This window comes from Nordella sp. HKS 07, assembly GCF_011046735.1.
Taxonomy (GTDB): domain Bacteria; phylum Pseudomonadota; class Alphaproteobacteria; order Rhizobiales; family Aestuariivirgaceae; genus Taklimakanibacter.
Genome location: NZ_CP049258.1, coordinates 3,148,100 through 3,172,462, shown reverse-complemented (window position 1 = coordinate 3,172,462; position 24,363 = coordinate 3,148,100). Strand labels below are relative to the sequence as shown.

The following is a 24,363-nucleotide window of genomic DNA, read 5'->3' as shown; positions in this document are numbered from 1 at the left end:
CGGCCATAACGAGAGAGTTATCGCTTCGGCTCAGGCTCGGGGAATTTCCAGCTTCCGTCGATGATCGGGGATTTCGGCCGGTAGAGACGCACGGTGTAGTTCCAGCCCTTCATGATCGGCAGGCAATTGGGGATCTTGCCGTCGCAGCCGCCGAACTGTATGGCGACCGAACCGTCGTCGCTGCGCTTCGCCGTTACGCTGTTGACGGAATATGCATTGTAGTCGTTCTTCTCGTAGTAGCCCTTCGCATCGTAGAGGCTGACCGACCAGAAGGCGTCGACCGGCACATCCTTCACGCGTAGATTATAGACGGTCGTGCCGTCGTTTCCGGCCGGCACGATATTGAGATAGATGGCGTCCTTGTCGGGATTACCGCCCCAGCCCAGCGCCGTGCCGATGAGATGACGGACGGGATCGACCTCCGCCTTGGTGCCGAAAGCCTTCCTGAAATCGGGCAGGGTGGAACCGAGCACCAAAAGCGCGTCGCGCACCTTCTTCTGGCTGTCTTGATCCCAGGCCGGTATCTCGAAGTTGCCGGGACCACCGGCCTGCTCGACCGTGATCGCATCCTGGAGCGCATGGACCTTCTTTACGTCTTCCGGATCATTGGGATCGGCCAAGGTTCGAATCCCCACGATCACATAGCGTGTGCCGACCTTTTCCTTGTCCAGCTCATAGGTGCCAGCGCCATAGACGACCTCGGGCACATAATGGTCCTCGCTGATCACCTGCATCGACATGAAGCGCTTGCCGGCATCGGGCAAGGTGATCGAAACCGGCCCGGCATCGAGATCGAAAACGCCGGAAGAATAGAGCGTGTCGCGGTTGAGCCGGATGACGATCTGATTGTCGACCGAGGCAGGTTCACGCCGATGGAAGAGCTTGCCGAGGCCGCCCTCCTTGACGGAGTTGCCGAGATAGAGATCGGATTCGGCACGGACGAAATTGTCGACCGTCACCGGGACGGCGTCAGCAGCAAAGGCTGGCGTGGCAAGGCCGCAAAGAGCGATCAGACACGTCAGGACTGTGCCGAATTTCATATGGGCTTCCATTTATGCCGTCTCCCGTCTGTAGGAATCGATGCCCGAAGCTAGAGCACGCGCCGGCGCCGGGTCTATTGGGCCATGGGCCAATAGGGTTCGACGGTGTTGATCCAGATCAATGCCGTCTTAGACAGCACTCCTATAGCTATCGTGTCATTTAATTCCGAAGAGACCACTCATGACAACGAGCGAAGGATTCTATCTGGTTCTGGTGATCGCCGCCTTCCTGGCCTTTGGCGCGACCTTGTTCATCACCAGCCGGCGGAGCCGGCGCTGAACCCTATCACGTGATCGGCGGCGACAGGTGCCGTGCCGGGACTGGAGCGCGTCTCATCCCCTTGGGATGCGCTCCAGTTTCCTCGCATACGGCGCGATGCGATGGATTCAATCGCCAAGCCGGCGCGAGATGAAGCCGATGATCACTCCCGCCACCGCGACAAGCGAGCCCCAATAAATCCAGGGCGTCTGATTGATCATGAAGCTCGAGGCCGGATAGGGGAAATAGCCGCTTCCCTGGCCGATCCATACGAGCCCGAGCAGCACCATCAAAACGCCGAGTATGGACAAGAAAAGGCGGATAGCTCGCATGAGCATGGCTCCCATTTGCTCTGGCTTGCGAAACTAGCACTCCGGCCTCCATCCGGCCAGCTGCAAAGGCCGGACGCCGCGAGCGCTCGACTTTGATCTGTGTCAATGCGCCGGGCACCTCGATCGATCATCATCGCAAGGATGGAGTTACATGCGCCATGAAGACAAGCGGGAACGGATCATCCGATGACGCCACGAGGCGCGGTCCGCTGCACGTCATCGAAGAGGACCATCTGGCGCAGGCGCAGCTCTGCGACTGCCTGGAGAGGATCGCTGACGGCCTCCCCCGACAATGTCGATCGCCGGCTTTGTGCGACGGTGATAGAATCGCTCAGATTCGACATGCCCCGACATCACCGCGATGAGGAACTCGGCCTGTTTCCGCTGATCGAGAAGCGGGAGCAGGCTGGCGACAATATTATCGACATTCTCGCCCGCCTCGCGCTCGAGCACGCAACCGACGAGAGCTTCGCGGACGAGCTGCTGGAGAGCCTGGAACTCCTGCGTGATGGCGGCAAGCTCAACAACCCGGAGATGGTCGGCTACATGTTGCGCAGCTTCTTCGAATGCTACCGCCGCCATCTTCTGTGGGAAAATGCGATCGTGCTGCCCTTGGCGCGGGCACGTCTCACAAGCGACGACCTGAAGGAACTCGGTCGCAAGATGCTGGATCACAGCGCATAGCGCGGCGCGCTCCGCCCTGATAACATATTGCCTGCGCCGATGGCGGTGCCGCCTTCCCCGTTTGACGTAAATCAAGGCTCCGCCCGCCGAAGCCAATAGAATGGCCGGGCAGAGGAGATGCGCCATGCCTGTGCCAAGGACGCTTTACATACTCGCCGATGGCGGCCGCGCCCGCTATATCGAACGCATCGGGCCGGGGCGGTTCAGTACGTTCCGGGATCTTGCTTGCGCACATAGGCATGACACGTCGCCGGAGCTAACGCGCGGCAGGCCCGGGCGTGTCCGCGAGAGCGCAACGAACGCGACGGCGTTCCTCCGCTCGATCGCCGAGGACTTGGTGGCGCATAAGAGAATCGGCGACTTCGACAATCTTGTCCTCGCCGCTCCGGCCAGGCTTCAGAATATCCTCCTCGACGCCCTGACACCGGCGCTGACCGACAAGTTGGCCAGCTGCATCAACAAGAACCTCACCAAGGTTCCCGACAGCGACCTCTACTCGCATCTGCCGGTATTCCTGGCGCCTAACCGAACACCTAATCCTGGAGCCCCCCATGTCGCCTGAGAAAACAAACAAGAGTCCGAACCACAAATTTCCCGACGGCTTCTCGAAAATCCGCCTGCGCCTGGCGCGCGAACCCGACTACCCGCAGGGAAGCCAGCAGCATGGCTATGATCTCGTCGTGCCGCTCGATAGGAATGGCCGGATCGACGCGGCGCAATGGAAGTCACACCGCGATCTCTGTCGCGTGGTTCACTACCGGTCCGATGAAGAGCATGACATCGGGCATCTGGTTCGCCAGCCGGGCGGCCAATGGAAATTTCGCTATGACATCCAGGGCGACGAAGAGGAAGCCGCAGGATATCATTTCGCCGACGAACGCTTCACGGTCGGCGAGTATGTTTCACTGATAGAGGACGACGGCACGCACACCTATCGCGTCGTCACCGTCGAAACCCTGTAATGTCCATTGAAACAAGCCCGGGAGTATCCCTTCAGGAAGAGGTGCTCGACTTTCTTGGCCGCGCCGAGACGCATAATCTGACGTCACCGCCGGCGCGGATCGATACCCATGCCTCGGTCGTCTTCCTGGCCGGCGACGAGGTGTACAAGGTCAAGCGCGCCATCAAGCTTGCCTTTCTCGACTACTCTTCTCTCGAGAAACGTCGGCATTTCTGCGAACGTGAATACACGATCAACCGCAAGCTCGCACCCGGCATATACAAAGGCGTCGTCGCGATCAGCAGAACGCCGGCGGGCTTTGAGCTCGGCGGCTCCGGCGAGGTCGTCGAATGGGCCGTCCATCTGCGTCGGTTCGACGAAAGCCGGACCTTGGACCGCGTCGCCGAACAGGGAGGACTCGACGCCCAGGTCATCCGCGACCTTGCCGCCGTCATCGCCACGGCGCATGCGGCGGCGAAACCAGTTCGCGACGGTCAGGCGACCGAGGCGCTGGCTGGCGTCATCGATGAGACGCTGAACGCGCTCCTCCAGGCCACGCCACTCTTCCCGTGCGAGAAAGTGGAAGAATTCAGCCGGGCGATGCGGGCGTCATTCCATGAAATCCGAGGCCTCCTCATGACCCGGGAGGCGACGGGACATGTCCGGCACTGTCATGGTGACATGCATCTGCGCAACATCGTGCTGCTCGACGGCAAACCGACGCTTTTCGACGCGATCGAATTCGACGACAGGATTGCCACGACCGACACGCTTTACGACCTCGCCTTTCTTATTATGGATCTGTGGGGCAAACACCTCACCGGCGAGGCGAACGAGGTACTCAACCGCTACCTCTGGCTCACGAAGGATCTTATCGATGAACTGAACGGACTCGCGGCACTGCCTCTGTTCCTGAGCCTCAGAGCGGCGATCAGGGCCAAGGTTGCGGCGCTCAACGCGGCCAAGTCCCCGGCCGCGCCGGGGGCGGCAAACGAAGCTCGCCTCTACTTCGAGACGGCACAGGAGTTCCTGAGGCCGGAGCGGCCATTCCTGATCGCCATCGGCGGGCGTTCCGGCACCGGCAAGAGCACGCTCGCCCGGGCGCTTGCGCCGCGCGTCGGCCGCGCGCCCGGTGCCATACATCTCAGAAGCGACATCGAGCGCAAACGCCAGTTTCATGTCCCCGAAACCGAACGGCTTCCCGCCTCCGCCTACAAGCCGGAAGTCTCGCATCGCATATATGAGGCCCTCGACAAACAGGCCTGCTCCGCCTTGCAGGCGGGACAAAGCGTCATTGTCGACGCGACCTTCCTCAACGGATTCGAGCGGAACGCCGTGACGCAGCTCGCCAAACAGGCGGGAGCGGATTTCCGCGGCTTCTGGCTCGAAGCGCCGACCGGACTGCTGATCGACCGCCTTATCACACGCATCAATGACGCTTCGGACGCGACGCCAGAAATAGCGCGCCGGCAGCCGGTCACGGAAACCCCGCCCGGTTGGACCTTTCTGGATGCCGCCAAGGTGACGGCGGAGCTTCGTGACTTGGCCTTGCAGAGTCTCGGATCGCGACCCGGCCGCTCCGGCTAGATCACGATGAGTTTGGATTGAGTCAATCCAAACTCATAAACGTGATCGATTCTTATATGTTAGCGCGGGATTCTCGCGAAAAACCGGCGCCCACTTTTTCGTATCCCGCGCTATCTGCCGACTGACGGCTTGACCTCGATCAAAGACTTTCCTGGTCCCGCCCCGTATTCGTCCGGTACCCCGTGTCACTCCGAAGGAGAACGCAATGTCCTACAGGACGATCCTGTTGAGCCTCAATGACCTCGATCGCAACTCTGTCCTTCTGGAATGCGCGGCAAAGCTCGCCCACGATCTCGACGCCCATCTGCAAGGTCTCTATGTCGTCCCCGCCGTCGAAATCCTTGCGGGGATCGGCTTCGAGCCGGTTGTTCTCGAAGAGAAACGCGATCTGTTCAGAAACGCAGAGAGATCCGTCCGCACCAGCTTCGAAGCCGTTCTCGAGGAAAACGGTATTCGCGGCACATTCGACGCCGTCGAGGCGAGCGGTCCCGACATCACCAACCATGCGATCGACCGCGCCCGCCATTGCGATATCACCATCGTCAGCCAGCCCGCGAAGGAAAGCGCACTGTCGGTTACCGACCGCGGTTTCGTCGAGCGGGTCATGCTTTCCTCCGGCCGGCCGACGATCGTGGTGCCGAGAACAGGCAAAAGGACGAGCCTTAGCGCGGACTTCATCGTCGTCGGCTGGAGCGGGACACGCGAGGCCGCACGGGCCACCTTCGACAGCCTGCCGCTCTTGAAACGGGCCAGGAAAGTTCAGCTGTTCGCGGTGGATCCTGAGAAGACGCACTCCTATACGCGCGGCGTACCCGATACCGAGCTCGCCACCACGCTCGCCCGGCACGGCGTCAATGCGGTTTTCGACCCGATCTCCACGGGAGGCCGGGAGGCGGGTGAGGTTCTGCTGGACGTGGTCTCAGATAGCGGCGCCGAATTGCTCGTGATGGGCGCCTATGGGCATTCGCGCATCAGCGAAATGATCCTGGGTGGGGCGACGCGAACGGTGCTCGCCGGCATGAGCTGCCCGGTGCTCTTCTCGCATTAGAGCGCCGGACATTCTCGTAGAATCGGTCCGGCGCTCAAACGGTCCGATGCTAGCGGCCGAGGCTGTCGATGAACATCGAAAGCGCCGCGGCTTCTTCGCCCGACATCGTGAATTCGGGCATCGCCGGATGCCCCACCACGATGCCTTCTACAAGGGCTTCCTCGAGATCGGACGCCGCATACATTTTCGCTATCACCCGAAAGGGAGGAGCCGGTGGGAACGGACTGTCACCACTCTTCTCTAAATTGTGGCATCGCGCGCAATTGGCCTCGGCGATGGCGCGCCCCTGTTGCAGGGACGCCTCTGCGCTCCGTGCCGAACCGGCCAGGACGAAAGCCGACGAAAGTGCCAAGGCGGCACCGGCAATGTTCATGGATCTTGTGCGTTTCATCGGAAGCTCAGCGCGCCACGGTGACGGTGCAGCGCGCCCGGCGCGCAATGTCGGCCGCAACGGAACCAAGTACAAGGCGCGAGACTCCTCGCTTCTCGCCGGTACCAACGACAATATGATCGATCTTCTTCTCATCCGCATATTGGATAATTCCAATATCGGCCTCACGGCTGGCGATGACCACCTCCGAGACTGCCTTTACTCCGTCGCGGCGCGCCTCCTCGGCCGCCTGACGCACGATCTTTCCCGCCTCCTCATCTTCGAACATATAGAGCAGCGGACCACGGGCGCCTCCCAGCGCTACATTCACCAAGGCGATCACCAGTTCCGCGCCGGTCCGGCCGGCCAAGTGAACGGCATAGGCGACGGCGATCCTCGAGTGCTCCGTACCATCCGTCGCCACCAATATGCGCTTGTCCATGTTTCGCTCCGTGAGTTCCGTTGACCGTATTTTACAACTATCGGTTTCGCCGGTCCTCGACCTTGACCTAAGTCAAAGGGCGCCACGCAAGATCGCTCCCTCCGCGTCAGGTTCGCCGGCGAAGTTCCAATTTGCAGTGCAACATAATGACTTTAGAACGAAAGGCCGGCGCGACCAACCTCGGAGAGGCCCTCCGCAGGGCCGACATAAACGCCGCTCCCGCATCCGGTCGGCGACGTAATCGCCCAGATCACGATGAGCTTGGATTAAGTCAATCCAAACTCATTAACGTGATCGATTCTTATATGTTAGCGCGGATTTTGCGCGAAGAACCGGTGCCCACTCTATCGCATCCCGCGCTAGCCCGCCGGCTTCATTTCCGGCTTGGACGTCGGCGGTGATGGCGAGGGCGACGGCGCCGCCTTCCCCGCCTGAGCGGACTGCGGCTTGACGCGGCTCACGCCATGCGCCGTCTTGGACCAGCGCCGGCTCTTGGTGAAGAATTGCAGCACCGCGATCCAGGTGGCGAGGGAGATCATCAGCCAATAGACCGGCAAAGTGGCGAGCGCCATCGCCCAGCCAAAGCCGCGGCCGAGGGCCAGCGCGGCACGCACGGAGATTGCCAATGCAGCAAGGCCGGCAAGGACCGCGACCAGCCCATAGAGCGCGAGCAGGAATAGCCAGAGCCGTCCTGTCACCGGCTGGCCGATTGCCCCCAGCGTGAAGGCAAGTGCAAACCAGACTAGGAAGACGGGATGCAACAGCGCCACGATAATGGCGCCGCCGGTCAGCGCCTGGGTCAGAAGGAAGTTGCGCGAGCCCAATTCGCGCCACATCCGGAACGGCGTGCGCGTATTGACCAGCGCCGTCTGCAAGGCACCCTTGATGGCACGCACGCGCCGGGCCATCCATTCCTTGTGGCGGCACGGCGCCTCGCTGCGTGTCAGCATGGGGAAGAGCGCGGTACGATATCCGAAACGCGCCAGCCGCACCGTCAGCCCCGAATCGGGCGCCAGATTATGTGAATCGAAGCCGCCGAGCTGGCGCAGCACCGCGACGCGATAGTGACACGCGGCGCCCCCGGAGATCAGCGGCGCGCCGAAGCGGGCCAGGCGTGGAAACAGGAGCTTGAAGCGGACGGCCTGCTCGATGGCGCTCTGACGCGTCAGCCAGTTCTCATGACGGTTGTAGAAGACCACCTGCGACTGCAGGCAGACCGCCGTCTTCGGTGCCAGCGCAAAGGCACCGGCGACACGGCGCAACTGGTCCGCGGGCGGCATGTCGTCGGCATGATAGACGGCGAGCAGGTCGCCGCGCGCAAAGGTCAAGGCATAGTTCAGGGCCTTGTGCCGCGTCTCCGGCGCCCGCCGCGGCACCATGATGATTTCCACATGAGAGGGCAGGCGCATGTCCTCGAAGGCCTTGAGGGTGGCGCGGTCGCCCTCTTCGAGGACAAGCTTGATGTCGAGCTTGGCCTTGGGATAATCGAGAGTACCGAGGACGCTCACCACTCGTTCGGCGAGCCTGGCCTCGCGCAGCAGCGGTACGAGAACCGTGTAGACCGGCAGCCCGTCGTCAGGAATGGCGTTGAGCGGCGGCGCCTTCGGCAGCCGCGCCGGCAGTAGGCACCAGATGTCGAGAGCGGCCACCAGCGCAAGCACCGCCAGCATCACGGAAAAGCCCGCGACCTCAGCGGTCGGACGGTCCCACATCGCGGCGAAGGCGATAAGCCCGATACCGAAGACAAGCCACAGCGCCTGATCGGCCGTGAATCCCTGCGCGGCCGAATGCTGAGGAAATCGCTCCTTGAGCCCGGAAGCCGCCTGATAAATTAGCTCGCTTTCACGCCCTCGCTGCAGTTCGCGCAGCAAGGTGCGCTCGTTGGTCACTGCCGAGACAGTGAGCCCTTGCCCCGCGGCATAGGTCTTGGCGCGTTCGCCCGCCGCCACATAAGCGACGCGGCCCGGTTCCCAGGCGATCGGCAGCACGCGATGGCGGAAGGCTTGCTGGGATTCCGAAGGCGTCATGCGCGCGATCGCTTCCTGCAATTCGGCGGCGGTGGGAATGGCGGGCAGCACATAGCGTGGCGCAGACTTCTCGCCCCCGCCCTCTCCGCGCGCAGTTTCCTTCGGCCCCGTCGCCACTTTTGCCGCCCCAGGCTTTTCCCCTAGATCACGATGAGTTTTGATTGAGGCAATCAAAACTCATAAACGTGATCGATTCTAGTATTTTAACGCGGGATTCTTGCGAAAAACCGGCATCCACTTTTTCGCATCCCGCGCTATGCCGAAGCTTGAAGAATTTCGCGCCAATTGCAACAAGTTTCACCGCGCGCCAATGCAACTAAGCCCCCTTGCAACCTTATTTTGTTGTATAGAAAGATCGGGCAGGAGGCGTGCATGAGCCATCGTAGATGCGTTAACCCTATATCGCGGCGTAAGCTCATGGGCCTTGCCGCAATGCTGGCGCTTCTACCGGTATCGCCGGCGCTTGCGGCAACCCAGAGTCTTAGAGGCAGCGTCTCTTACCGCGAGCGCATCGCCTTGCCGCCGCATGCCATATTGGAAGTACGCCTGCTCGATATCTCGCTCGCCGACGCTCCGGCGAAGACGATCGCGGTCACCCGTGTCAAGACGCGCCACCGTATGCCCATTCCTTACCGGCTGCGCTATGACCAAGACCGCATCCGCCGCAATCGGTCTTACGCGCTGCAGGCGCGCATTACCGTCAACGGCAAATTATGGTTCATCTCGACGACCCGTCATTCCGTATTCACCGGCAAGCCGAATGTGACGGACATCCAGGTCGAGCGCGTCGCGAGCGAGACCTCCAATCCCAGCGGCAAGTGGCTGGCGGAATCGATCCGCCGGCGTGGCGTGATCGACAGTCTGCAGACAGTGCTCGACATCGCCGCCGATGGCAGGGTGTCGGGCAGCGGCGGCTGCAACCGGATCAGCGGCAAGGCTGATATTTCCGGCGAGCGGATCACCTTCAGCCCGCTGGCCTCGACCCGGATGGCCTGCGCGCCGGCCGTCATGGACCAGGAGTCCAAGTTCCTCGGCGCCCTCAACGATGTCCGGAAGTGGCGGGTCGACAACCCGCGCGGCAAACTCTTCCTGCTTGACGCGCAGGGCAACGAAGTGCTGCTCCTCGCCCGCATGTGATGAAGCCGGCCGTGAGAAAACTCGTCATCGCTATATCCCTCCTCACCGCGGCCTTCCTTCTCTATATCGTAGGCAGCGGCTGGATCATCGCGCGCAGTGCCAGCGATCTGCTCACCGTCTCGCAATCGAGCCGCCCGACGCATCCGGTGCTCAATCCTTATGCCGTCGGTTTCCGCGGCGACCCCCAGACGGCCTTCGGCTATCCGTTCGAAGAGGTGATGATCGCGACCGAACTCGGCCTGGCGCCCGCCTGGCTGGTGCCGGCGCCGGGCGCCACCGACCTGGCGGCCGTCTATGTCCATGGCATAGCGGGCATCCGGGAGAACGGCTATCGTCACCTCTCGGTGCTGCATGACGCCGGCGTCCCCGTCCTGCTCGTCAGCTACCGTAACGATACCGGCTCGCCGCTGTCGGCCGAGCGGCAATATTCCTTCGGACTCACCGAATGGAAGGATCTCGATGCCGCCGTCGCCTTCCTGCGCCAGCGCGGCGCCAAGCGGATTATCCTGGTGGGCGAATCGATGGGCGGCGCCATCGTGGGACAGTTCCTCATGCGCTCCTCTCAGGCAGACACCGTCACCGCGCTGATCCTCGATTCTCCCGCCCTCGACAGCCGGGCCATCATACGCAATCTGATCAGCCAGCTCGGATTCCCGCTGCCGGCGGTAATCGAGCCGGTGGTGCATAGCATACTGGCCCTGCAGCTGCCCGTGGACCTGACGGAGGCGAGGAGCATCGACGCCATTGCCAACTTTCCCGGCCCCCTGTTCATTGCCCATGGCACGGGCGACCGTCTGGTGCCGGCGAGCATCAGCGATGAGGTCGTAACGACCCGGTACGGCGCCACGACCTATGTCAGGACCAGGGCGACCCACCTGCAATCCTGGCATGAGAATCCGGCCCGCTATCGCCATGAGCTCGGTGCTTTTGTCGGCCAGTTGCTGCGGATGTGACGGACTTTTTTTTGCCGCTGGGAGGTTGTAGGTCTGGCGGCAATGTTCCGGGATCCGCGTCAGCAAAAAGCCGCCCTCATCCTAGCCCTCCTCGCCATGAGCCTGGCGGGGTCCCCTTCCGCCTGGGCGCAGGATCAGAACACCACCGCGAGCATCGGGACCGCGGCCGAAGAGGCGCCGGCGCTGCCTCGCTTCAGGCATATCGATCTCGGCGGCAAGCCCGCCGCATTCACGCGCGAATCCATCATTGTCAGGGTGGACGACGATTTTGCCCCCTTCAGCTACACGGGCCCGGCGGGGGAGGCCAAGGGCATCGCGGTCGAGACGGCCGAGGCGGTCTGCGCGGAGCTGCGCACCAAGTGCAATATCGTGCTTCTGCCTTGGGAAAAGCTGGCCGGCGGACCGGACAATACCGACGGTGTCGTGGCGGGGCTGCGCCTCGACGAGAAGACGCTCGCCAGGTTCCAGGCAACGCGGCCGATCTATCGCGCCATAGGACGCTTCGCGGCGCGCAAGGAAAGCGAAATGAAGGCGGTGACGCCAGAGGAAGTGGACGGCAAGCGCATCGGCGTCGTCGCCGGCAGCGGCTACGAGACCTGGCTCAAGCGCAATTTCGCCGATGCGGAGATCGTTCCCTATCCGACGCTGAGCGATGCCCAGGACGCGCTGCGCACTTCCAAGGTCGAGCTTCTGTTCGGCGACGGGCTGCAGATGGTCTATTGGCTGCGCGGCGATGCCTCGCAGGGCTGCTGTAAATATGTCGAAGGCGCCTATTACGACGACGCGCTGTTCAGCCGGCCCTATGCCTTTCTGGTCAGCCGCGGCGACGAGGAGTTGAAGCAGGCCTTCGACTACGCCCTCGACCAACTGCAGGAATCGGGCGCCTATGCCAAAATTTTCGGACGCTACATTCCGGGCCGCTTCTGGTAGGCCCGGGCCTGCCGCCCGACGGCCGCGGCGATGCTTGCGAGCCCCGAAGACCGGCTTTTCACCGCCAGCCCCGCGATGATCTCGGCGATGAGCGAAGGCCCCTTGAAGACGAGCGCCGAATAAATCTGCAAAAGGCTGGCGCCCGCCTCGATCTTGGCAAAGGCGGCCTCGGCGCTGTCGATGCCGCCGGCGCCGACCAGCGGGATGCGGCCATCGAGCCTCAGATACATGAGGGCCAGCATGCGCGTCGACAGGTCGAACAGCGGCCGTCCCGAAAGGCCGCCGGTCTCGCTGGCAAGGGCCGAGCGCAAGCGCGGCCGGCTGATCGTGGTGTTGGAAACGATGACCCCGTCGACCCTCTGGTCGAGCAGGACAGCCGCCATGTCGTCGAGATCCGCTTCGGCGAGATCGGGTGCGATCTTGACCAGTAGCGGCGGCGACGGTTTGCGCGCGCGGACCTCATTCAGGCGGCCAAGCAAGGCCTCGAGCTCGGCTTTGGACTGGAGATTGCGCAGGCCCGGCGTGTTGGGCGAGGAGATATTCACCGTCACATAGCTGGCGAGATCGCGGAAGGCTTCGAGGCCCTTCACATAATCGCCGATGCGATCGTCGGTATCCTTGTTGGCGCCGATATTGACGCCGACAATGCCGCCCTTCGCGCGGCGTGCCGCGAGTCTGCGACGCAAAGCGTCATGGCCTTCATTGTTGAAGCCCATGCGGTTGATCACCGCCTCATCCTCGCTCAGACGGAAGAGGCGCGGCCGCGGATTGCCCTGCTGCGGCCGAGGCGTCACCGTGCCCACTTCGACGAAGCTCATGCCCTCCGCCAGCATGGCGTCAGGCACCTCGCCATTCTTGTCGAAGCCGGCGGCAAGCCCCAACGGGTGCGCGAAGGAGAGACCGAAAAGCTGCATCGCGAGCTCGGGTGCCGGAGCAGCGGGCCGAAAGGCGGGAGCCAGCTTCATCGCGGCGATAGTCAGACGGTGCGCCGTCTCGGCATCGAAAGCGTGCAGCAGCGGGCGGATAAAGGGGAAGGTATTGCGGGCGAGGCTCATGCGGGAATGTCCACCGGGAAATCATGAGTCTCTCCGAGCCAAGGCAAGGGTGCCGCCTGAGTGATTTTATCGAGGGAAAGCACCGAATAGAGATGAGGAAAGAGATCGCCACCGCGAGATTCTTCCCATTTGAGATCAGGCCCCAGCACCGAAGAATCGACAGCGGCGAGGATCAGGTCGGGACGCGCGGTAAAATGCCGGCGCACCGTTTCGCGCAGTTGCTGTGCCGCCGAGAAATGAATGAAGCCATCCCGCCGATCGACTTCGGACCCTTCGAAAACGCCTCGCGCCAGCGCCTTTTCCCATTCGTCACGGCCCAGGACCTTGTAGATCGTCGTCATATTCACTCCTTCGCCGCGTGCCTTAGACCATGTCGGCCAAGCCGGAAACCCTTACCGGAGCGACATTTGGCGAGACTCGACAAAGCCCTCTACTTAAGGTATTATTCCTATAAACACGAAAACACAGAACTGCATCGCACGCCCTAAGCTTTTTCAAGGAGCGCGGCCATGTTCACGCATAAGCAAGTCTGGACTGCGATCGACGTCATCGCCGAGCGCTATGGGTTCTCGGCATCCGGCCTCGCCAAGAAGGCCGGTCTCGATCCGACGTCCTTCAATCCGTCGAAGCGGCATGGACCGGATGGGCGTCCGCGCTGGCCCACCACTGAAAGCATCGCGCGCGTCCTCGAGGCCTCGGGCGCCTCGATCGAGGAATTCAGCGATCTCCTGAGCGGACGCAAGGGTCAGCCGCCGAAGCGCCGGCAGATTCCCCCTCATTGCCTATTCGCAAGCGGGCAAGCCGGGCTTCTTCGACGATTCAGGATTTCCTACCGGCACCTCCTGGGACGAGATCGAGTCGCCGGGCGTCATCGACCAGAATGCTTACGCGGTCGAAATCCAGGGCGAGAGCCTTCTCCCTAACTATCGCGAAGGCGACATCGTCATCGTCTCGCCGAGCACGTCGATCCGCAAGGGCGATCGGGTGATCGTACGCATGACGAATGGCGAGGTGGTGGCGCGCATCCTGCACCGCCAGTCGGCAAAAACGGTCGAGCTCTCCTCCTTCAATCCGGCCGAAGAGCTCAAGAGCATCGATATGAAGGACATCGACTGGATCGCGCGCATTATCTGGGCTAGCCAGTAAAGAGAGCGAACAGGAGCGAAGATGGCCGGCGAGGATTATCGCAAGCCATGAGTTCTGGCTCGGACGTGATCGCTTGCGCGATTGCGTCCGTTGCAACCAGCGAACAGATCTCAGCCGAGCTCGCCCTTCAGCGCCTTGCCGATCAGGGCCCGCGTATTGTCGAGGCCGTACAGCGCGGCGAAGGACCCGAAGCGCGGGCCTTTCTCTTCGCCCAGCAACACCTGATAGAGCGTGTTGAACCAGGCCAGCGACACGCCGGTCGAGCCGTCCTTCTGCACCGTCTTGTAGGGATCGCGGCGGCCGACATCATACACGGTCTGCTGGATCGCTTCCGGTGTCGCCTCCTTGGGCAGACGCTCGAGTGCCGAAGACAATTCCTCCAGGGCCTGGCGCTCCTCCGCGGTGGCCTGGCGGTATTTCTTCTGCGGCTTCACAAAGTCCTGGAAGTAGCGGATGGCATAGCCAACCAGCGCGTCGAGGCGCGGATGTGTCTCGGGCGACACCGACGGCGCATAACGCTTGAGGAACGCCCAGAGCACATCCTTGCTCTCGGCATTGGCGACCGCCACGAGATTGAGAAGGAGCGCGAAGGAGACGGCCTGGGTGCGCCCGCCCTGTTCGGAGACCAGCACTTCCGGCTGAGGCGGCGAGCCCGTATGGATGTGCCACACCGGGTTCATGAGCTTCTGCGCCAAATCCTGGCGCGGATAGGCGTCGAGGAAGGCCTGGTAGTCGTCGACGGCGCGCGGGATCACGTCGAAATAGAGCTTCTTCGCCTCGCGCGGCTTCGAATACATGAAGAGCTGCAGGCTCTGCGGATCGGCATAGGTCAGCCATTCATCGATGGTCAGGCCGTTGCCCTTCGACTTCGAGATCTTCTGACCCTTCTCGTCGAGGAAGAGCTCGTAATTGAAGCCGTCGGGCGGCGGAGCGCCCAGTACCTTGCAGATGCGGCTCGCAAGCTTGACCGAGTCGATCAGGTCCTTGCCCGCCATCTCATAGTCGACGTCGAGCGCATACCAGCGCATGGCCCAGTCGGGCTTCCACTGCAATTTGCAGTGCCCGCCGGTGACCGGAGTCTCATAGGCCTTGCCGGAAGCCGGATCGCGCCAGACGATGGTGCCCGCCTTCACATCGCGGCTTTCGATCGGCACCTGCATGACGACGCCCGAATCCGGATGAACCGGCAGGAAGGGCGAATAGGTCTGCGAGCGCTCCTCGCGCAGCGACGGCAGCATGATCGCCATGATCTCGTCATAGCATTCGAGCGCCCTGAGCAGCGCCTTGTCGAAGCGGCCGGCGGTGTAATATTCGGTCGAGCTGGCGAACTCGTAGTCGAAGCCATAGGCGTCGAGGAAGCGGCGCAGCATGGCGTTATTGTGATGGCCGAAGCTCTCATATTTCCCGAAGGGATCGGGAATGGTGGTGAGCTTGCGGCCAAGATGCTGGGCGACCAGTTCCTTGTTGGGGATATTGTCCGGCACCTTGCGCAGGCCGTCCATGTCGTCGGAGAAGCACAGGAGCCGCGTCGGGATATCCGACATGGTCTCGAAGGCATGGCGCACCATGGATGTGCGGGCCACCTCGCCGAAGGTGCCGATATGCGGCAATCCCGACGGACCGTAGCCGGTCTCGAACAGGACCTCCTTGACCGGCTGTTTTTTGCCCTTCACGCGCTCCAAAAGCTTGCGGGCCTCTTCAAAAGGCCACGCCTTGCTGTCGAGAGCGGCGGCGCGAAGGAGCTGGTCTGTCATTGTCCTGACTTTGCTGGATAAGGTTAAAAAGCCCGGCAATCCAATGTTTGCCGGGCCCCTGCTGTAGAATTCGTATCCGTCCCCGTCAACCTCGGTCGACCGGGAAGGGGTTGCGCTCGACGAATTCGAACTGATGCCAATAGGGATAGGGGGCGGTGGTGAGGCTCGCGGCATCGAGTTTCGCCACCTGATCCCTGGTCAGGTTCCAGCCGACGGCGCCGAGATTCTGGCGCAGTTGCTCTTCATTGCGGGCGCCAATGATCACTGTCGACACGCTCGGGCGCTGCAAGAGCCAGTTGAGGGCGATCTGCGGAATGGTCTTGCCGGTCTCCTTGGCGACCTCGTCCAAGGCATCGACGACCTTGTAGAGATACTCGTCCGGCACCGGCGGGCCGTTATCGGCGGTCTTATGCAGCCGGCTCTGCTTTGGCAGGGCCGCGCCGCGCCTGAGCTTGCCGGTGAGGCGGCCCCAGCCGAGCGGGCTCCACACCACGCAGCCGACCTTCTGGTCGAGCGCCAGCGGCATGAGCTCGAGCTCGTAATCGCGCCCGATCAGCGAATAATAGGCCTGATGCGCGACATAGCGCGCATAGCCGTAGCGATCCGACACGGCGAGCGACTTCATCAGCTGCCAGCCGGAGAAATTCGAGCAGCCGACATAGCGGATCTTGCCGGCGCGCACGAGGTCATCGAGCGTCGAAACTGTTTCCTCGATGGGGGTCTTGGCATCGAAGCCATGCAGCTGGAAGAGATCGATCACATCGGTGCCGAGCCGCTTCAGGCTGCCTTCGACTTGCTTGATGAGGTGCCGGCGTGAGGAACCGACGTCATTCGGCTCGTCGGAGAAACGGAAGGTGGCCTTGGTGGAAATGAGGACCTTGTCGCGGCGGCCCTTGATGGCCTTGCCGAGGATCTCTTCGGCGAGGCCTTTGGAATAGACGTCGGCACTGTCGAACATGTTGACGCCGGCCTCGAGACAGATGCTGACGAGCTTCGTCGCCTCATCCACGCCGCTCTCGCCCCAGGCTTTAAAGAACTCGTTGCCGCCGCCGAATGTCCCCGTCCCCAAGCTGAGCACCGGGACCGTCAATCCTGAGCCGCCAAGCTGCCTGAACTCCATCATCGCTCTCCTGTGAAACTAAGCGCGCATCCCGGCGAAGTGGACTCACTTCGCCGAAAAGGATTCGCGCCAATTAATATTCTGGAGCAAATCCTTGTCGCCAAAGTCTTCAACTTTGGCGGGATTTGCTCTAGGGGGCGCCATGATGAAGGCGCCCCCGCGCGAGGCAAGCACGAAATGCGGAGAGGAGCTATTCCGAATAAGTGCCTAAAGTTCAGGCAACGGCAAGATTCTTCTTAAGAAACTCGACCGTACGGCTCCAGGCCAGTTCAGCCGCATCCTTATTGTAGCGCGCTTCGTTGGTGTCGTTGTTAAAGGCATGATTGGCCCCCTCATATATGAAGAGCTCGTAGGATTTGCCGTTGTCCTTCAGCGCCTTTTCGAAGTCGGGGATGCCGGCATTGATGCGCTCGTCGAGCCCGGCATAGTGGAGAAGCAGCGGCGCCTTGATCTTGGCGACCTGGTCGGCCTTGGGCTGCGCCCCATAATAAGCAACACCCGCGGCGAGAGAGGGCTCGGCCACCGCCAGCTCATTCACCTTGCCGCCACCCCAGCAGAAGCCGACCGCCGCGACCTTGCCGGTGCAATCGGGACGCGCCGCCAGCGCCGCGAGGCTGGCCCGCGATATGGCGACGGTCTCCTCGGGCTTCAATGTGCCGATCATGTCACGCGCTTTGTCGGCGTCCTCGGGCGTGCCGCCCCTGATGCTCAGATAGTCGGGGGCCAGCGCCAGGAAGCCCTCGGTGGCGAGCCTCCTCGCCACATCCTTGATATGCGGATTAAGTCCGCGATTCTCGGAAATGACAACCACACCGCCGGCCTTGGGAAATTCCTTCGGCTTGACGAGATAGCCCGACACATTGCCCGCGGTCGACTCATAGGTGATCGTTTCGGGCAGGATGCGCGTATCGTTCTCGGCGACCATTTCGGCCCGGGCATAATTGTTCTCGAGCACTGGCAGCAAAGCGGTCGCGGCGGCGGAACCGCCCGCCAGCACCGCCAGCCTTTCGAGGAAGTCGCGGCGCTTCATCTGGCCATGCGTATAGCGGTCGAAGAGGTCGATATATTTCTGGTCCATCGGGTCACCTCCTGCTGGAGAAGGGACAATGCCCCGCGTTTATGTCGTGTTCCAGAGCGACCGGATCACTTTGTGCTGATCAGACGGGTTAACCGCTCCCAATACAATCAAGAAGAGCGACGCACGAGGCTGCAACGGGATCGACCAACACATCCCAACGAGCCAGCGCGACTTTCCGCAAGGATGGCACAGCCGCACTCACAATGCCAATCGCTCGACAAGGTCTGAGGAAGGCTAAGGACGAGCAGACCTGGGCTTCCTCACGACGAGCGGTTTGTAAGCCGTTACCTTTATCTCGACACGGCAATCGAACATGAAATCGATGCGAAAGATGGACCGGGTCGGCTGGTTCTTCGTGAAGAACTCTCCATAGGCGCGGTTCATCTCGGCGAAGTCACGCGGATCGCGCAGCCAGACCGAGGTGTCTACGACGTCGGCCAGGGTGCAGCCCGCCTCCTTCAAGCTCGCTTCGATATTGCGCAAGGTCGCGCGTGTCTCCTCGGCCATGCTGCGCGGCGGCAAGGTATTGCCGTCGCTGACGACAAGTCCTTTCTCGTCATATACCACATCGGCCGGGTTGAAGCCGTGGTCGCCTTGCGCCGAGGTGAAGACGAAGTCGCCCGCCCGCATCGCCAGGGAGATGGGGAAGCCGGGCTCACTGCCGAAGCCTTGCACCAGAAGCCGTTTGCTTGTGGCGCGTGGTTTCCGGAGTGTCGGTTTCCTGCCGCGCGGGGTTTTCTTTGTCGCTTTTGCCATCGCTTCCCTTCCGTTCTATCAATGATCATCGAGTGCAAAGCCCGCGACATCGATCGCCGGCGGATCGCCGGCCACCATCGCCGCCACGACCTCGCCTGAGCCGCATCCCATGGTCCAGCCGAGATGGCCATGTCCCGCGGCGATGAAAAGATTTGCCAGCGGCGAACGGCCGAGAATGGGCGTGCCGCTCGGCGTGACGGGCCGAACGCCGGCCCAGTATTTCGCGGTCGCGGGATCGACGCATCTGGCGAAATCGGGAAACACGCTGATGACATTGTTGACGATGGCCTGGCATCGGGCCGGGCTCGGCGTCGTGTCATATCCCGCCACCTCGGCTGAACCCGATACCCGCATCCGCTCGCCTAGGGGCACGAGACCGAAGATACGCCCGTCATCGATGACCGGGATCGGCGGACGCTCGGGCCAGGCCTGAGCTGGCACGGTGATCGTGACCCCCTTCACCGGATAGATCGGAACACTGATGCCGAGGCGGCGCAGGACGAGTGGCGTGAAGCTGCCGAGCGCCACGACGAACTTGTCCGCGCGCAACGCGCCGCGGCTGGTGACAACGGACGTGACCCCGCCGCCGCCGCGCTCGAGCCCCTGGACCGTCGTCCCATAATGGAATGTAACGCCCAGCTCAGCGCATCGCTGTGCCAGGCCGGTCGTGAATTTGTGACAGTCACCGACTTCATCGCGCGGAAAATAGATGCCGCCAGCCAATGTCGATTCCGTGGCCTTGAGTGCCGGCACGCGCCGCACGCATTCCGCCACATCGGCCTCGGCGAAGGTCAGGCCGGAGCCCGACAGGAATTTCGCGGTGGCGATGCCGGCTTTCAGCGACTGCGGATCGGTATAAATCTTCAACACACCTTGCGTGCGCAGGTCATATTCTATGCCGGTTTGCGCACGGATCTGCTGAAGTACGTCAAGACTGTGCAGGGCGAGCCGCAAATTGGCCAAGGTGTTGCGGCGGAAATTCTCCGCCGTGCAATTGGCGATGAACTTCAATCCCCAGCGCCACATCTTGGGGAGAGCGCCATAGCGCACGAGGAGCGGCGCATTTTCCTTGCCCAGCCATTTCAGGATCTTGATCGGCATGCCGGGTTGCGACCAGGGCTCCACCTCGCTCGCATGGATGACGCCGCCATTGCCGAAACTGGTTTCGAGCGCCGCTCCTGGCTGGCGTTCGATCACTTCGACCTCGAAGCCGCGGCGGGCAAGGAAATAGGCCGTGGCCGTACCCACGACGCCGGCTCCCAGTACGATGACCTTCATGACGCCTCCCCTTCCCGGTCTGTCATTCTACCTGCCTCTCGCATCCACCGGCCATATGTCGACGAGTGTATCGCCGCGCACGCAGTGATAGCGGTCATAGAGATTGATCGTCGGATCGCAATGCGGGGTCAGGAACTCGACGACATCGCCGATTCTCAGTTCAGCCTTTTGCGCATCATATTGGACACCGCCATGCTCATCGCCCATCAGACGGTAGCTGGCGCCGGGAAGCTCCGGGGAGGCGACAACCGGTGGGCCGCCTTCGGTCGCGAAGGACTTATATCCGGCATTGACGATGGCGAAACCCTCGCGATTGGCGCTCACCACCGAGGTCTGCACGAAAAGGGCGGCGGCAAAGGGCGAGGCGCCGCCCGCCGTCATGGCGATTTCTAGATATTCGCGATCCATGAAGGGATAGGATCCCGCCTGGACTTCCGTATAGACGCCGCCATCGGGATCGATGTCGAATGTGCCGGTCCCGCCGCCAGTGACCAGGGCCGGTGCAAGATCCGCCGCCTTCAGGTGATCGAGAAGCGCCCGGACGCGGTCCATCTGCGCGGCGGCCGCCGCCTTGCGCTCGGCATGAGCGGGAATGTGCTGAAGATGTCCGTAGTAGGCCTGCACGCCGGCATAATGGAGATGCAATGAAGCCTTGATCTGCCGCGCCAGCGCCGCCGCCATCTCGACGCTGGTCGTGCCGGTGCGGCCCTGGCCCACATCGAATTCAACGACCAGCGACAGGCGCCGGCCGGCATTGGCGCTGGCGGCAGCCAGCGCATCGACATTGGCGGGGTTGTCGGCCACGAGCATCAGCCCCTGGCTTTTGAGATTGAGCGCAATCAGCCGATCGATCATTACCGGCGTCACGACCGGTGAGGTGATCAGGAGATTGGCAATGCCGCCCGATGCCAACGCCTCCGCCTCGCCCAAAGTCGCGCAACATATACCTATGGCGCCTGCCGCGACTTGCCGGCGGGCGATCTCGACCGATTTCGCACCCTTGCTGTGCGGACGCACATGGATGCCGACCTTCTTCGCATGCGCGGCCATCGTCGCGATATTGCGCTCGAGCGCATCAAGATCGAGCAGCAAAGCGGGCGTATTGAGCCGCTTGCGTCCGCCTTTGACGCCGATGAATGTTGCGTTCGGCCCGAGAGTCGCTTTGTGATGCTCAACCATTCCTGTCCCTCATCTCTATACGGGCGACGCCATACGCCCTGATTTCGATCTCACGGCTCGCAAGGTTCGTGCTTGTGTTGTCGAGGAAAGCCGGATCGACGGCCGCTTCCTCGAAAGTCTCCTCATCAAGGCGGCTCATGGCGAAATCGCCCGTATGGTCCGGCAAGACCACGCGTTGCGATTGGTCGCTGAGATTGGTGATCCACAGAATCTTGTGGCCTTTCGCGTCGCGATAGGCGGTCGCCCGTATCCGGGCCGAATGTGACGACAGCGCGTCGAAGCAAGGCTGTCCGGCTGCCCGCGCCATGCCTCGCACCACGTGATAGAGCGGATAGACAGAGGGATGCGCACTGGCATCGAACCACGGCTGACCGTGAGACATCCGGCGATGAATGATCCCGAGCTCGCCCGCCAAAGCGGCAGGACTGACAGCAGCTATGCCGGCTTGCGCTGCCTCCGCGAGCGCCGCCAGCGTCCAGGCCGCCGCGAAGAGACCGCGCTGGCGCGGATCCATGCGCACCATGGTGCGGCGCGAGTTATCGGGGTTGGGTGACGGCTCACTATAGGGCCCGCTCTCTAAGCCCAAGCCCACGGCAATCAGGCGATAAGGCTTGGCTCCTGCAAAGGCCCGGATCGTCCGCGTCATGGCGCGGAAAGAATCCAGATTCTCCATCATCGTCCGGTCATCGGCCGCGTGAACGACGCTACAGGTGATGTGGGTGACGTAGTCGATCAAGCCAATGGGTGGCCAATTGCGGTTGAGCTCGGCGAAGAAGCCGAAAGTCCCGCCGCCGATCGTCATGCCCGGCAAGGCGGCGCGCGCCGCACGATGTACCTCACCCAGCAGCGCCAGCGATGGCGGCGGCGGACCCGGCTCCAGGCGAATGCGGTCTTCCGCCACGGCGACCGCGATTGATTCCAGTTGCGCGCCGGACTGGCCGAGCTGGTCGGCAAACTCCGCCAGCTCTACCGCGGCATCGCGCCGGCAAGGCACGACCAGTTCCAGCGCCAGGCCCGCATCCATCCGTTGCGCCAGATTGGCAAATTTTTGCAGCTCGCGGACACCGTGGCCCTGGCGCGGGTCGAACCGCGCATTGAGCAATTGCGCGCCCGCCTCGCGCCCAAGCCCCTCGACCGCATTGACCTCATCGAGCCACTGGACCGGTGCACGCAGACCGATCAAGGGCATCCGCGTGGTTCCCGTGGAGAGTGTGATCTCGACCGGTCTATCGCCCGCCGCCTTCGGCGATCTCGACCCCTTTCCGGAAAAGTTTAGCGTGACGCTCTGGGTCACGCGGCTGCCGCCGGCGATCGTATAGGGAAACGGCAAAGCGAGCGGCCGGACATAGGTCTTGAAGGACGCATCGAGCCAATTGCGATGGTCTTCCATCTCCCACATATCGCCTTCCATGGTGCAGGTCGCCCACACACCAGGTGCCGTCTCGTGCGACAGGCTGCGAATATCGAAGAAGCATTGTTCGGGGTCGATGAAGTCGGGAAAGCGCGCTTTTCGCTTTACGCCGCTTGTATGCGTGACCTCGACCGGACAGCCGGCAACGCCCTCAAGTGGATGCAGAACGACGAAGCCGGTGCGGTTGGTGATGAAATCCTGACGCGGGCTGGCGGTGCCGGTGAAGCGTAGCGTTCCGTCCGCCTCACCCACGATCTCGGCCGACCAGGGCAACTCACCGTCACTGGTGCGACAGAACGCGTCAAAGCTGACGCGAAACCCGTTCTTGTCCTGATCGACCATGACATTCGAAAGATGCGGCTCAGGCGTATCCCAATTGCGGTCGCGCACAAGGAAGGCGATGGCGCGGAGCACCTCGATGTCGCCCAAGTGGATCCAGCGCAGCGCCCCGTTTTCCAATGTCACCGAAAGCGGTCCTGCCTTCAGCTCGATCCTGTCGGGGATGGGCTGCGTTGTGCCGAAGAGCGCGATCGAGCGTTCAATCATCATCGTCCCCGATCGATCTCAGAACGAGCATTGAATCTTCCGTGAAAGGCGGCGCCAGCACCGCCGACCCTTTTGCCAGCAAGATGCCGCCGGAAACCTGCCGGCCGCTCGCCGGATCGAACCATTCGACGGAAAGCCTGGGGCCTTTCAGGCTGCCAAGCTGCACTTCGACGGGTCGGCAGACGGGCAGATATGCAGCACCGAGACGCTCATCGGCGGTGCGTGCTACCGTCACACGGTCGAGGCCGCGCGCTTCGCCCAAACCGGCTGAAACCAGCTCGCGCTCGAGGTCGGGCACGAGTTCGCTCCAGGGCAGCTTGCGGAAAAAATCTCCCCACCGCTCCATGGCCAGCGAGCCCGGCAGGTCGAGCGCATCTTGCCAGCCCTCGCCGAAAAGCCAGATCGGATGATTGCCCATGCAATGGCCGTTGCCGCCACACAGAACCGACCAATAGGCTTGGCGGCGGATCTGCTGATGGCTGGCATTGTGCTCGCTTTCATAGGTCGACTCGATGAGGAAGAACGGCATGACCGGCCGGCGCTGCCAGTCCTCGATCAGCAGGCGATGGACGATGCCGTACGTGTAAGTGATGTTGAGGTCGAGCCAGTCGGAGCCTTCGAAAGTATCCGCGGCCGAGAATTCGGGATGCGTATGGCCGGTGAAGAGCGTACGCACGCCCGCTTCACGCAGACCCTGGGCCACGGCATCGAGCCCCGGCCGCGTCTTCTCCGGATGCCAATCGCCGCCGATGCACCAGATGATATTGGCGAAACGTCCGAAGCGGCGGCCGAGATAATTCCCATATTTGCGGCAGCCTTCGGGACCCGTCGCAACGATCTCGTCGTACCAACCGTCGAGATGCGGCGAGATGCCTTTGCCGCGGTCGCGCCGGTAGCCGATATAGGCCGGCGCGAGGATGACGGCAATGCCGCGCTCGGCTGAAGCAGCGAGGACGCGCTCGGCCGCATCGAAATAGGAGTCGTTGGGCGTGCTCATGTCGCCAGGTGTGGTGAAAGGTTCGCGCCCCGCCAGATCGCGCGGCGGGTCCTGCGAATAGCAATGCTCGACAAGGCTGACGATGATGGTGTTGAAGCCTTTTGCCTTGCGGTCGTCGAGATACCGCACGGCATCGGTGTAATCGAGATTGGCGATGAGCGACCAGGCGGCATCGCCCTGGATCAGGAATTGCCGGCCATCGGCATCGAGCAGGCGCCGGTGGTCGGCAGAAATCGACAGCGGATAGCGGGCCGTCGGCACCGGATCGGGAAGAACCGTTTTACCCATTGTCGG

The 24,363-nt window shown here is 62.3% G+C and carries 23 protein-coding genes and 1 pseudogene; 9 read left to right on the top strand and 15 right to left on the bottom strand.

Going from position 1 to position 24,363, the window contains the following annotated elements; genetic code table 11:
• Positions 1–17 precede the first annotated feature (17 nt).
• Complete coding sequence (locus G5V57_RS14915) at positions 18–1,052, bottom strand: DUF1254 domain-containing protein (protein ID WP_165168273.1); 1,035 nt, start codon at positions 1,050–1,052, stop codon at positions 18–20.
• 375 nt (positions 1,053–1,427) lie between these two features.
• The gene (locus tag G5V57_RS14910; RefSeq protein WP_165168271.1) at positions 1,428–1,631 is read right to left on the bottom strand and encodes a hypothetical protein; all 204 of its coding nucleotides are present in this window, start codon (positions 1,629–1,631) and stop codon (positions 1,428–1,430) included.
• 186 nt (positions 1,632–1,817) lie between these two features.
• On the opposite strand from G5V57_RS14910, the gene G5V57_RS14905 reads away from it, so the two are divergent.
• The 5 genes from G5V57_RS14905 to G5V57_RS14885 all read left to right on the top strand — a co-directional run bounded on the left by G5V57_RS14905 (position 1,818) and on the right by G5V57_RS14885 (position 5,890).
• The gene (locus G5V57_RS14905) at positions 1,818–2,315 is read left to right on the top strand and encodes a hemerythrin domain-containing protein (protein WP_165168269.1); all 498 of its coding nucleotides are present in this window, start codon (positions 1,818–1,820) and stop codon (positions 2,313–2,315) included.
• A 124-nt stretch (positions 2,316–2,439) separates the two neighbouring features.
• Positions 2,440–2,877: a host attachment protein gene (locus G5V57_RS14900; RefSeq protein ID WP_165168267.1), complete on the top strand. Its 438-nt coding sequence runs from the start codon at positions 2,440–2,442 to the stop codon at positions 2,875–2,877.
• Entirely contained in the window at positions 2,867–3,277 is a 411-nt protein-coding gene (locus tag G5V57_RS14895) for a hypothetical protein (protein ID WP_165168265.1), read from the top strand. Before G5V57_RS14900 ends, G5V57_RS14895 begins: the two co-directional genes overlap by 11 nt.
• 41 nt (positions 3,278–3,318) lie before the next feature.
• Positions 3,319–4,842 (top strand): bifunctional aminoglycoside phosphotransferase/ATP-binding protein, encoded by a 1,524-nt coding sequence (locus G5V57_RS14890; RefSeq protein WP_246737629.1) that lies wholly within the window; start codon positions 3,319–3,321, stop codon positions 4,840–4,842.
• 205 nt (positions 4,843–5,047) lie between these two features.
• Positions 5,048–5,890, top strand: a complete 843-nt coding sequence (locus G5V57_RS14885) for a universal stress protein (RefSeq protein ID WP_165168261.1) — start codon at positions 5,048–5,050, stop codon at positions 5,888–5,890.
• Between the two features lie 49 nt (positions 5,891–5,939).
• Here G5V57_RS14885 and G5V57_RS14880 read toward each other — a convergent pair whose 3' ends face one another.
• The 3 genes from G5V57_RS14880 to G5V57_RS14870 form a co-directional block, all read right to left on the bottom strand.
• Entirely contained in the window at positions 5,940–6,263 is a 324-nt protein-coding gene (locus tag G5V57_RS14880; protein WP_165168259.1) for a cytochrome c, read from the bottom strand.
• Between the two features lie 25 nt (positions 6,264–6,288).
• A complete protein-coding gene (locus G5V57_RS14875) occupies positions 6,289–6,702 on the bottom strand; it encodes a universal stress protein (RefSeq protein ID WP_165168257.1) in 414 nt (137 codons plus the stop codon).
• A 359-nt stretch (positions 6,703–7,061) separates the two neighbouring features.
• Positions 7,062–8,846 carry a glycosyltransferase gene (locus G5V57_RS14870; RefSeq protein ID WP_165168255.1) on the bottom strand — a complete coding sequence of 595 codons (1,785 nt, stop codon included), beginning with the start codon at positions 8,844–8,846 and terminating at the stop codon, positions 7,062–7,064.
• Between the two features lie 255 nt (positions 8,847–9,101).
• Here G5V57_RS14870 and G5V57_RS14865 point away from each other — a divergent pair, with 255 nt between their 5' ends.
• From G5V57_RS14865 to G5V57_RS14855, 3 genes are read left to right on the top strand one after another with little or no spacing between them, the layout of a single operon-like run.
• Positions 9,102–9,866, top strand: coding sequence for a YbaY family lipoprotein (locus G5V57_RS14865; protein ID WP_165168253.1), 765 nt, complete (start codon positions 9,102–9,104; stop codon positions 9,864–9,866).
• A gap of 11 nt (positions 9,867–9,877) precedes the next feature.
• Positions 9,878–10,819, top strand: a complete 942-nt coding sequence (locus G5V57_RS14860; RefSeq protein ID WP_165168251.1) for an alpha/beta hydrolase — start codon at positions 9,878–9,880, stop codon at positions 10,817–10,819.
• A 42-nt stretch (positions 10,820–10,861) separates the two neighbouring features.
• Positions 10,862–11,749, top strand: coding sequence for a transporter substrate-binding domain-containing protein (locus G5V57_RS14855; protein WP_165168249.1), 888 nt, complete (start codon positions 10,862–10,864; stop codon positions 11,747–11,749).
• On the opposite strand, the gene G5V57_RS14850 is transcribed toward G5V57_RS14855, so the two are convergent.
• Positions 11,725–12,804, bottom strand: a complete 1,080-nt coding sequence (locus G5V57_RS14850; protein WP_165168247.1) for a quinone-dependent dihydroorotate dehydrogenase — start codon at positions 12,802–12,804, stop codon at positions 11,725–11,727. The two genes, G5V57_RS14855 and G5V57_RS14850, sit on opposite strands and share 25 nt — an antisense overlap.
• On the bottom strand, positions 12,801–13,145 hold the full coding sequence (locus G5V57_RS14845; RefSeq protein ID WP_165168245.1) for a DUF952 domain-containing protein: 345 nt from the start codon (positions 13,143–13,145) through the stop codon (positions 12,801–12,803). The genes G5V57_RS14850 and G5V57_RS14845 overlap by 4 nt, the downstream gene beginning before the upstream one ends.
• Positions 13,146–13,313: 168 nt before the next feature.
• On the opposite strand from G5V57_RS14845, the pseudogene G5V57_RS14840 reads away from it, so the two are divergent.
• Positions 13,314–13,950: pseudogene (locus tag G5V57_RS14840) on the top strand (helix-turn-helix transcriptional regulator).
• Between the two features lie 110 nt (positions 13,951–14,060).
• On the opposite strand, the gene G5V57_RS14835 reads toward G5V57_RS14840, so the two are convergent.
• The 8 genes from G5V57_RS14835 to G5V57_RS14800 all read right to left on the bottom strand — a co-directional run bounded on the left by G5V57_RS14835 (position 14,061) and on the right by G5V57_RS14800 (position 24,357).
• The gene (locus G5V57_RS14835; protein ID WP_165168243.1) at positions 14,061–15,704 is read right to left on the bottom strand and encodes a lysine--tRNA ligase; all 1,644 of its coding nucleotides are present in this window, start codon (positions 15,702–15,704) and stop codon (positions 14,061–14,063) included.
• An 85-nt stretch (positions 15,705–15,789) separates the two neighbouring features.
• Positions 15,790–16,824, bottom strand: coding sequence for an aldo/keto reductase (locus G5V57_RS14830; protein WP_165174121.1), 1,035 nt, complete (start codon positions 16,822–16,824; stop codon positions 15,790–15,792).
• Positions 16,825–17,038: 214 nt separating this feature from the next.
• Positions 17,039–17,902, bottom strand: coding sequence for a dienelactone hydrolase family protein (locus G5V57_RS14825; RefSeq protein ID WP_165168241.1), 864 nt, complete (start codon positions 17,900–17,902; stop codon positions 17,039–17,041).
• Between the two features lie 234 nt (positions 17,903–18,136).
• On the bottom strand, positions 18,137–18,658 hold the full coding sequence (locus G5V57_RS14820) for a RidA family protein (protein WP_165168240.1): 522 nt from the start codon (positions 18,656–18,658) through the stop codon (positions 18,137–18,139).
• 18 nt (positions 18,659–18,676) lie between these two features.
• On the bottom strand, positions 18,677–19,936 hold the full coding sequence (locus G5V57_RS14815; protein WP_165168238.1) for a D-amino acid dehydrogenase: 1,260 nt from the start codon (positions 19,934–19,936) through the stop codon (positions 18,677–18,679).
• 27 nt (positions 19,937–19,963) lie between these two features.
• Positions 19,964–21,115, bottom strand: coding sequence for a DSD1 family PLP-dependent enzyme (locus G5V57_RS14810; RefSeq protein ID WP_165168237.1), 1,152 nt, complete (start codon positions 21,113–21,115; stop codon positions 19,964–19,966).
• Positions 21,108–23,075, bottom strand: a complete 1,968-nt coding sequence (locus tag G5V57_RS14805) for a hypothetical protein (protein ID WP_165168236.1) — start codon at positions 23,073–23,075, stop codon at positions 21,108–21,110. The genes G5V57_RS14810 and G5V57_RS14805 overlap by 8 nt, the downstream gene beginning before the upstream one ends.
• Positions 23,065–24,357, bottom strand: a complete 1,293-nt coding sequence (locus G5V57_RS14800) for a DUF4038 domain-containing protein (RefSeq protein ID WP_165168235.1) — start codon at positions 24,355–24,357, stop codon at positions 23,065–23,067. Before G5V57_RS14800 ends, G5V57_RS14805 begins: the two co-directional genes overlap by 11 nt.
• Positions 24,358–24,363 lie beyond the last annotated feature (6 nt).

Bases quoted from the DNA above. Each gene is read 5' to 3' on its own strand.
- G5V57_RS14810 (WP_165168237.1), bottom strand. From the start codon at position 21,115: ATGGTTGAGCATCACAAAGCGACTCTCGGGCCGAACGCAACATTCATC.
- G5V57_RS14835 (WP_165168243.1), bottom strand. From the start codon at position 15,704: ATGACAGACCAGCTCCTTCGCGCCGCCGCTCTCGACAGCAAGGCGTGG.
- G5V57_RS14905 (WP_165168269.1), top strand. From the start codon at position 1,818: ATGACGCCACGAGGCGCGGTCCGCTGCACGTCATCGAAGAGGACCATC.
- G5V57_RS14845 (WP_165168245.1), bottom strand. From the start codon at position 13,145: ATGACGACGATCTACAAGGTCCTGGGCCGTGACGAATGGGAAAAGGCG.
- G5V57_RS14855 (WP_165168249.1), top strand. From the start codon at position 10,862: ATGTTCCGGGATCCGCGTCAGCAAAAAGCCGCCCTCATCCTAGCCCTC.
- G5V57_RS14915 (WP_165168273.1), bottom strand. From the start codon at position 1,052: ATGGAAGCCCATATGAAATTCGGCACAGTCCTGACGTGTCTGATCGCT.
- G5V57_RS14805 (WP_165168236.1), bottom strand. From the start codon at position 23,075: ATGATGATTGAACGCTCGATCGCGCTCTTCGGCACAACGCAGCCCATC.
- G5V57_RS14850 (WP_165168247.1), bottom strand. From the start codon at position 12,804: ATGAGCCTCGCCCGCAATACCTTCCCCTTTATCCGCCCGCTGCTGCAC.
- G5V57_RS14800 (WP_165168235.1), bottom strand. From the start codon at position 24,357: ATGGGTAAAACGGTTCTTCCCGATCCGGTGCCGACGGCCCGCTATCCG.
- G5V57_RS14880 (WP_165168259.1), bottom strand. From the start codon at position 6,263: ATGAACATTGCCGGTGCCGCCTTGGCACTTTCGTCGGCTTTCGTCCTG.
- G5V57_RS14815 (WP_165168238.1), bottom strand. From the start codon at position 19,936: ATGAAGGTCATCGTACTGGGAGCCGGCGTCGTGGGTACGGCCACGGCC.
- G5V57_RS14895 (WP_165168265.1), top strand. From the start codon at position 2,867: ATGTCGCCTGAGAAAACAAACAAGAGTCCGAACCACAAATTTCCCGAC.
- G5V57_RS14875 (WP_165168257.1), bottom strand. From the start codon at position 6,702: ATGGACAAGCGCATATTGGTGGCGACGGATGGTACGGAGCACTCGAGG.
- G5V57_RS14885 (WP_165168261.1), top strand. From the start codon at position 5,048: ATGTCCTACAGGACGATCCTGTTGAGCCTCAATGACCTCGATCGCAAC.
- G5V57_RS14830 (WP_165174121.1), bottom strand. From the start codon at position 16,824: ATGGAGTTCAGGCAGCTTGGCGGCTCAGGATTGACGGTCCCGGTGCTC.
- G5V57_RS14910 (WP_165168271.1), bottom strand. From the start codon at position 1,631: ATGCGAGCTATCCGCCTTTTCTTGTCCATACTCGGCGTTTTGATGGTG.
- G5V57_RS14900 (WP_165168267.1), top strand. From the start codon at position 2,440: ATGCCTGTGCCAAGGACGCTTTACATACTCGCCGATGGCGGCCGCGCC.
- G5V57_RS14820 (WP_165168240.1), bottom strand. From the start codon at position 18,658: ATGGCAAAAGCGACAAAGAAAACCCCGCGCGGCAGGAAACCGACACTC.
- G5V57_RS14865 (WP_165168253.1), top strand. From the start codon at position 9,102: ATGAGCCATCGTAGATGCGTTAACCCTATATCGCGGCGTAAGCTCATG.
- G5V57_RS14825 (WP_165168241.1), bottom strand. From the start codon at position 17,902: ATGGACCAGAAATATATCGACCTCTTCGACCGCTATACGCATGGCCAG.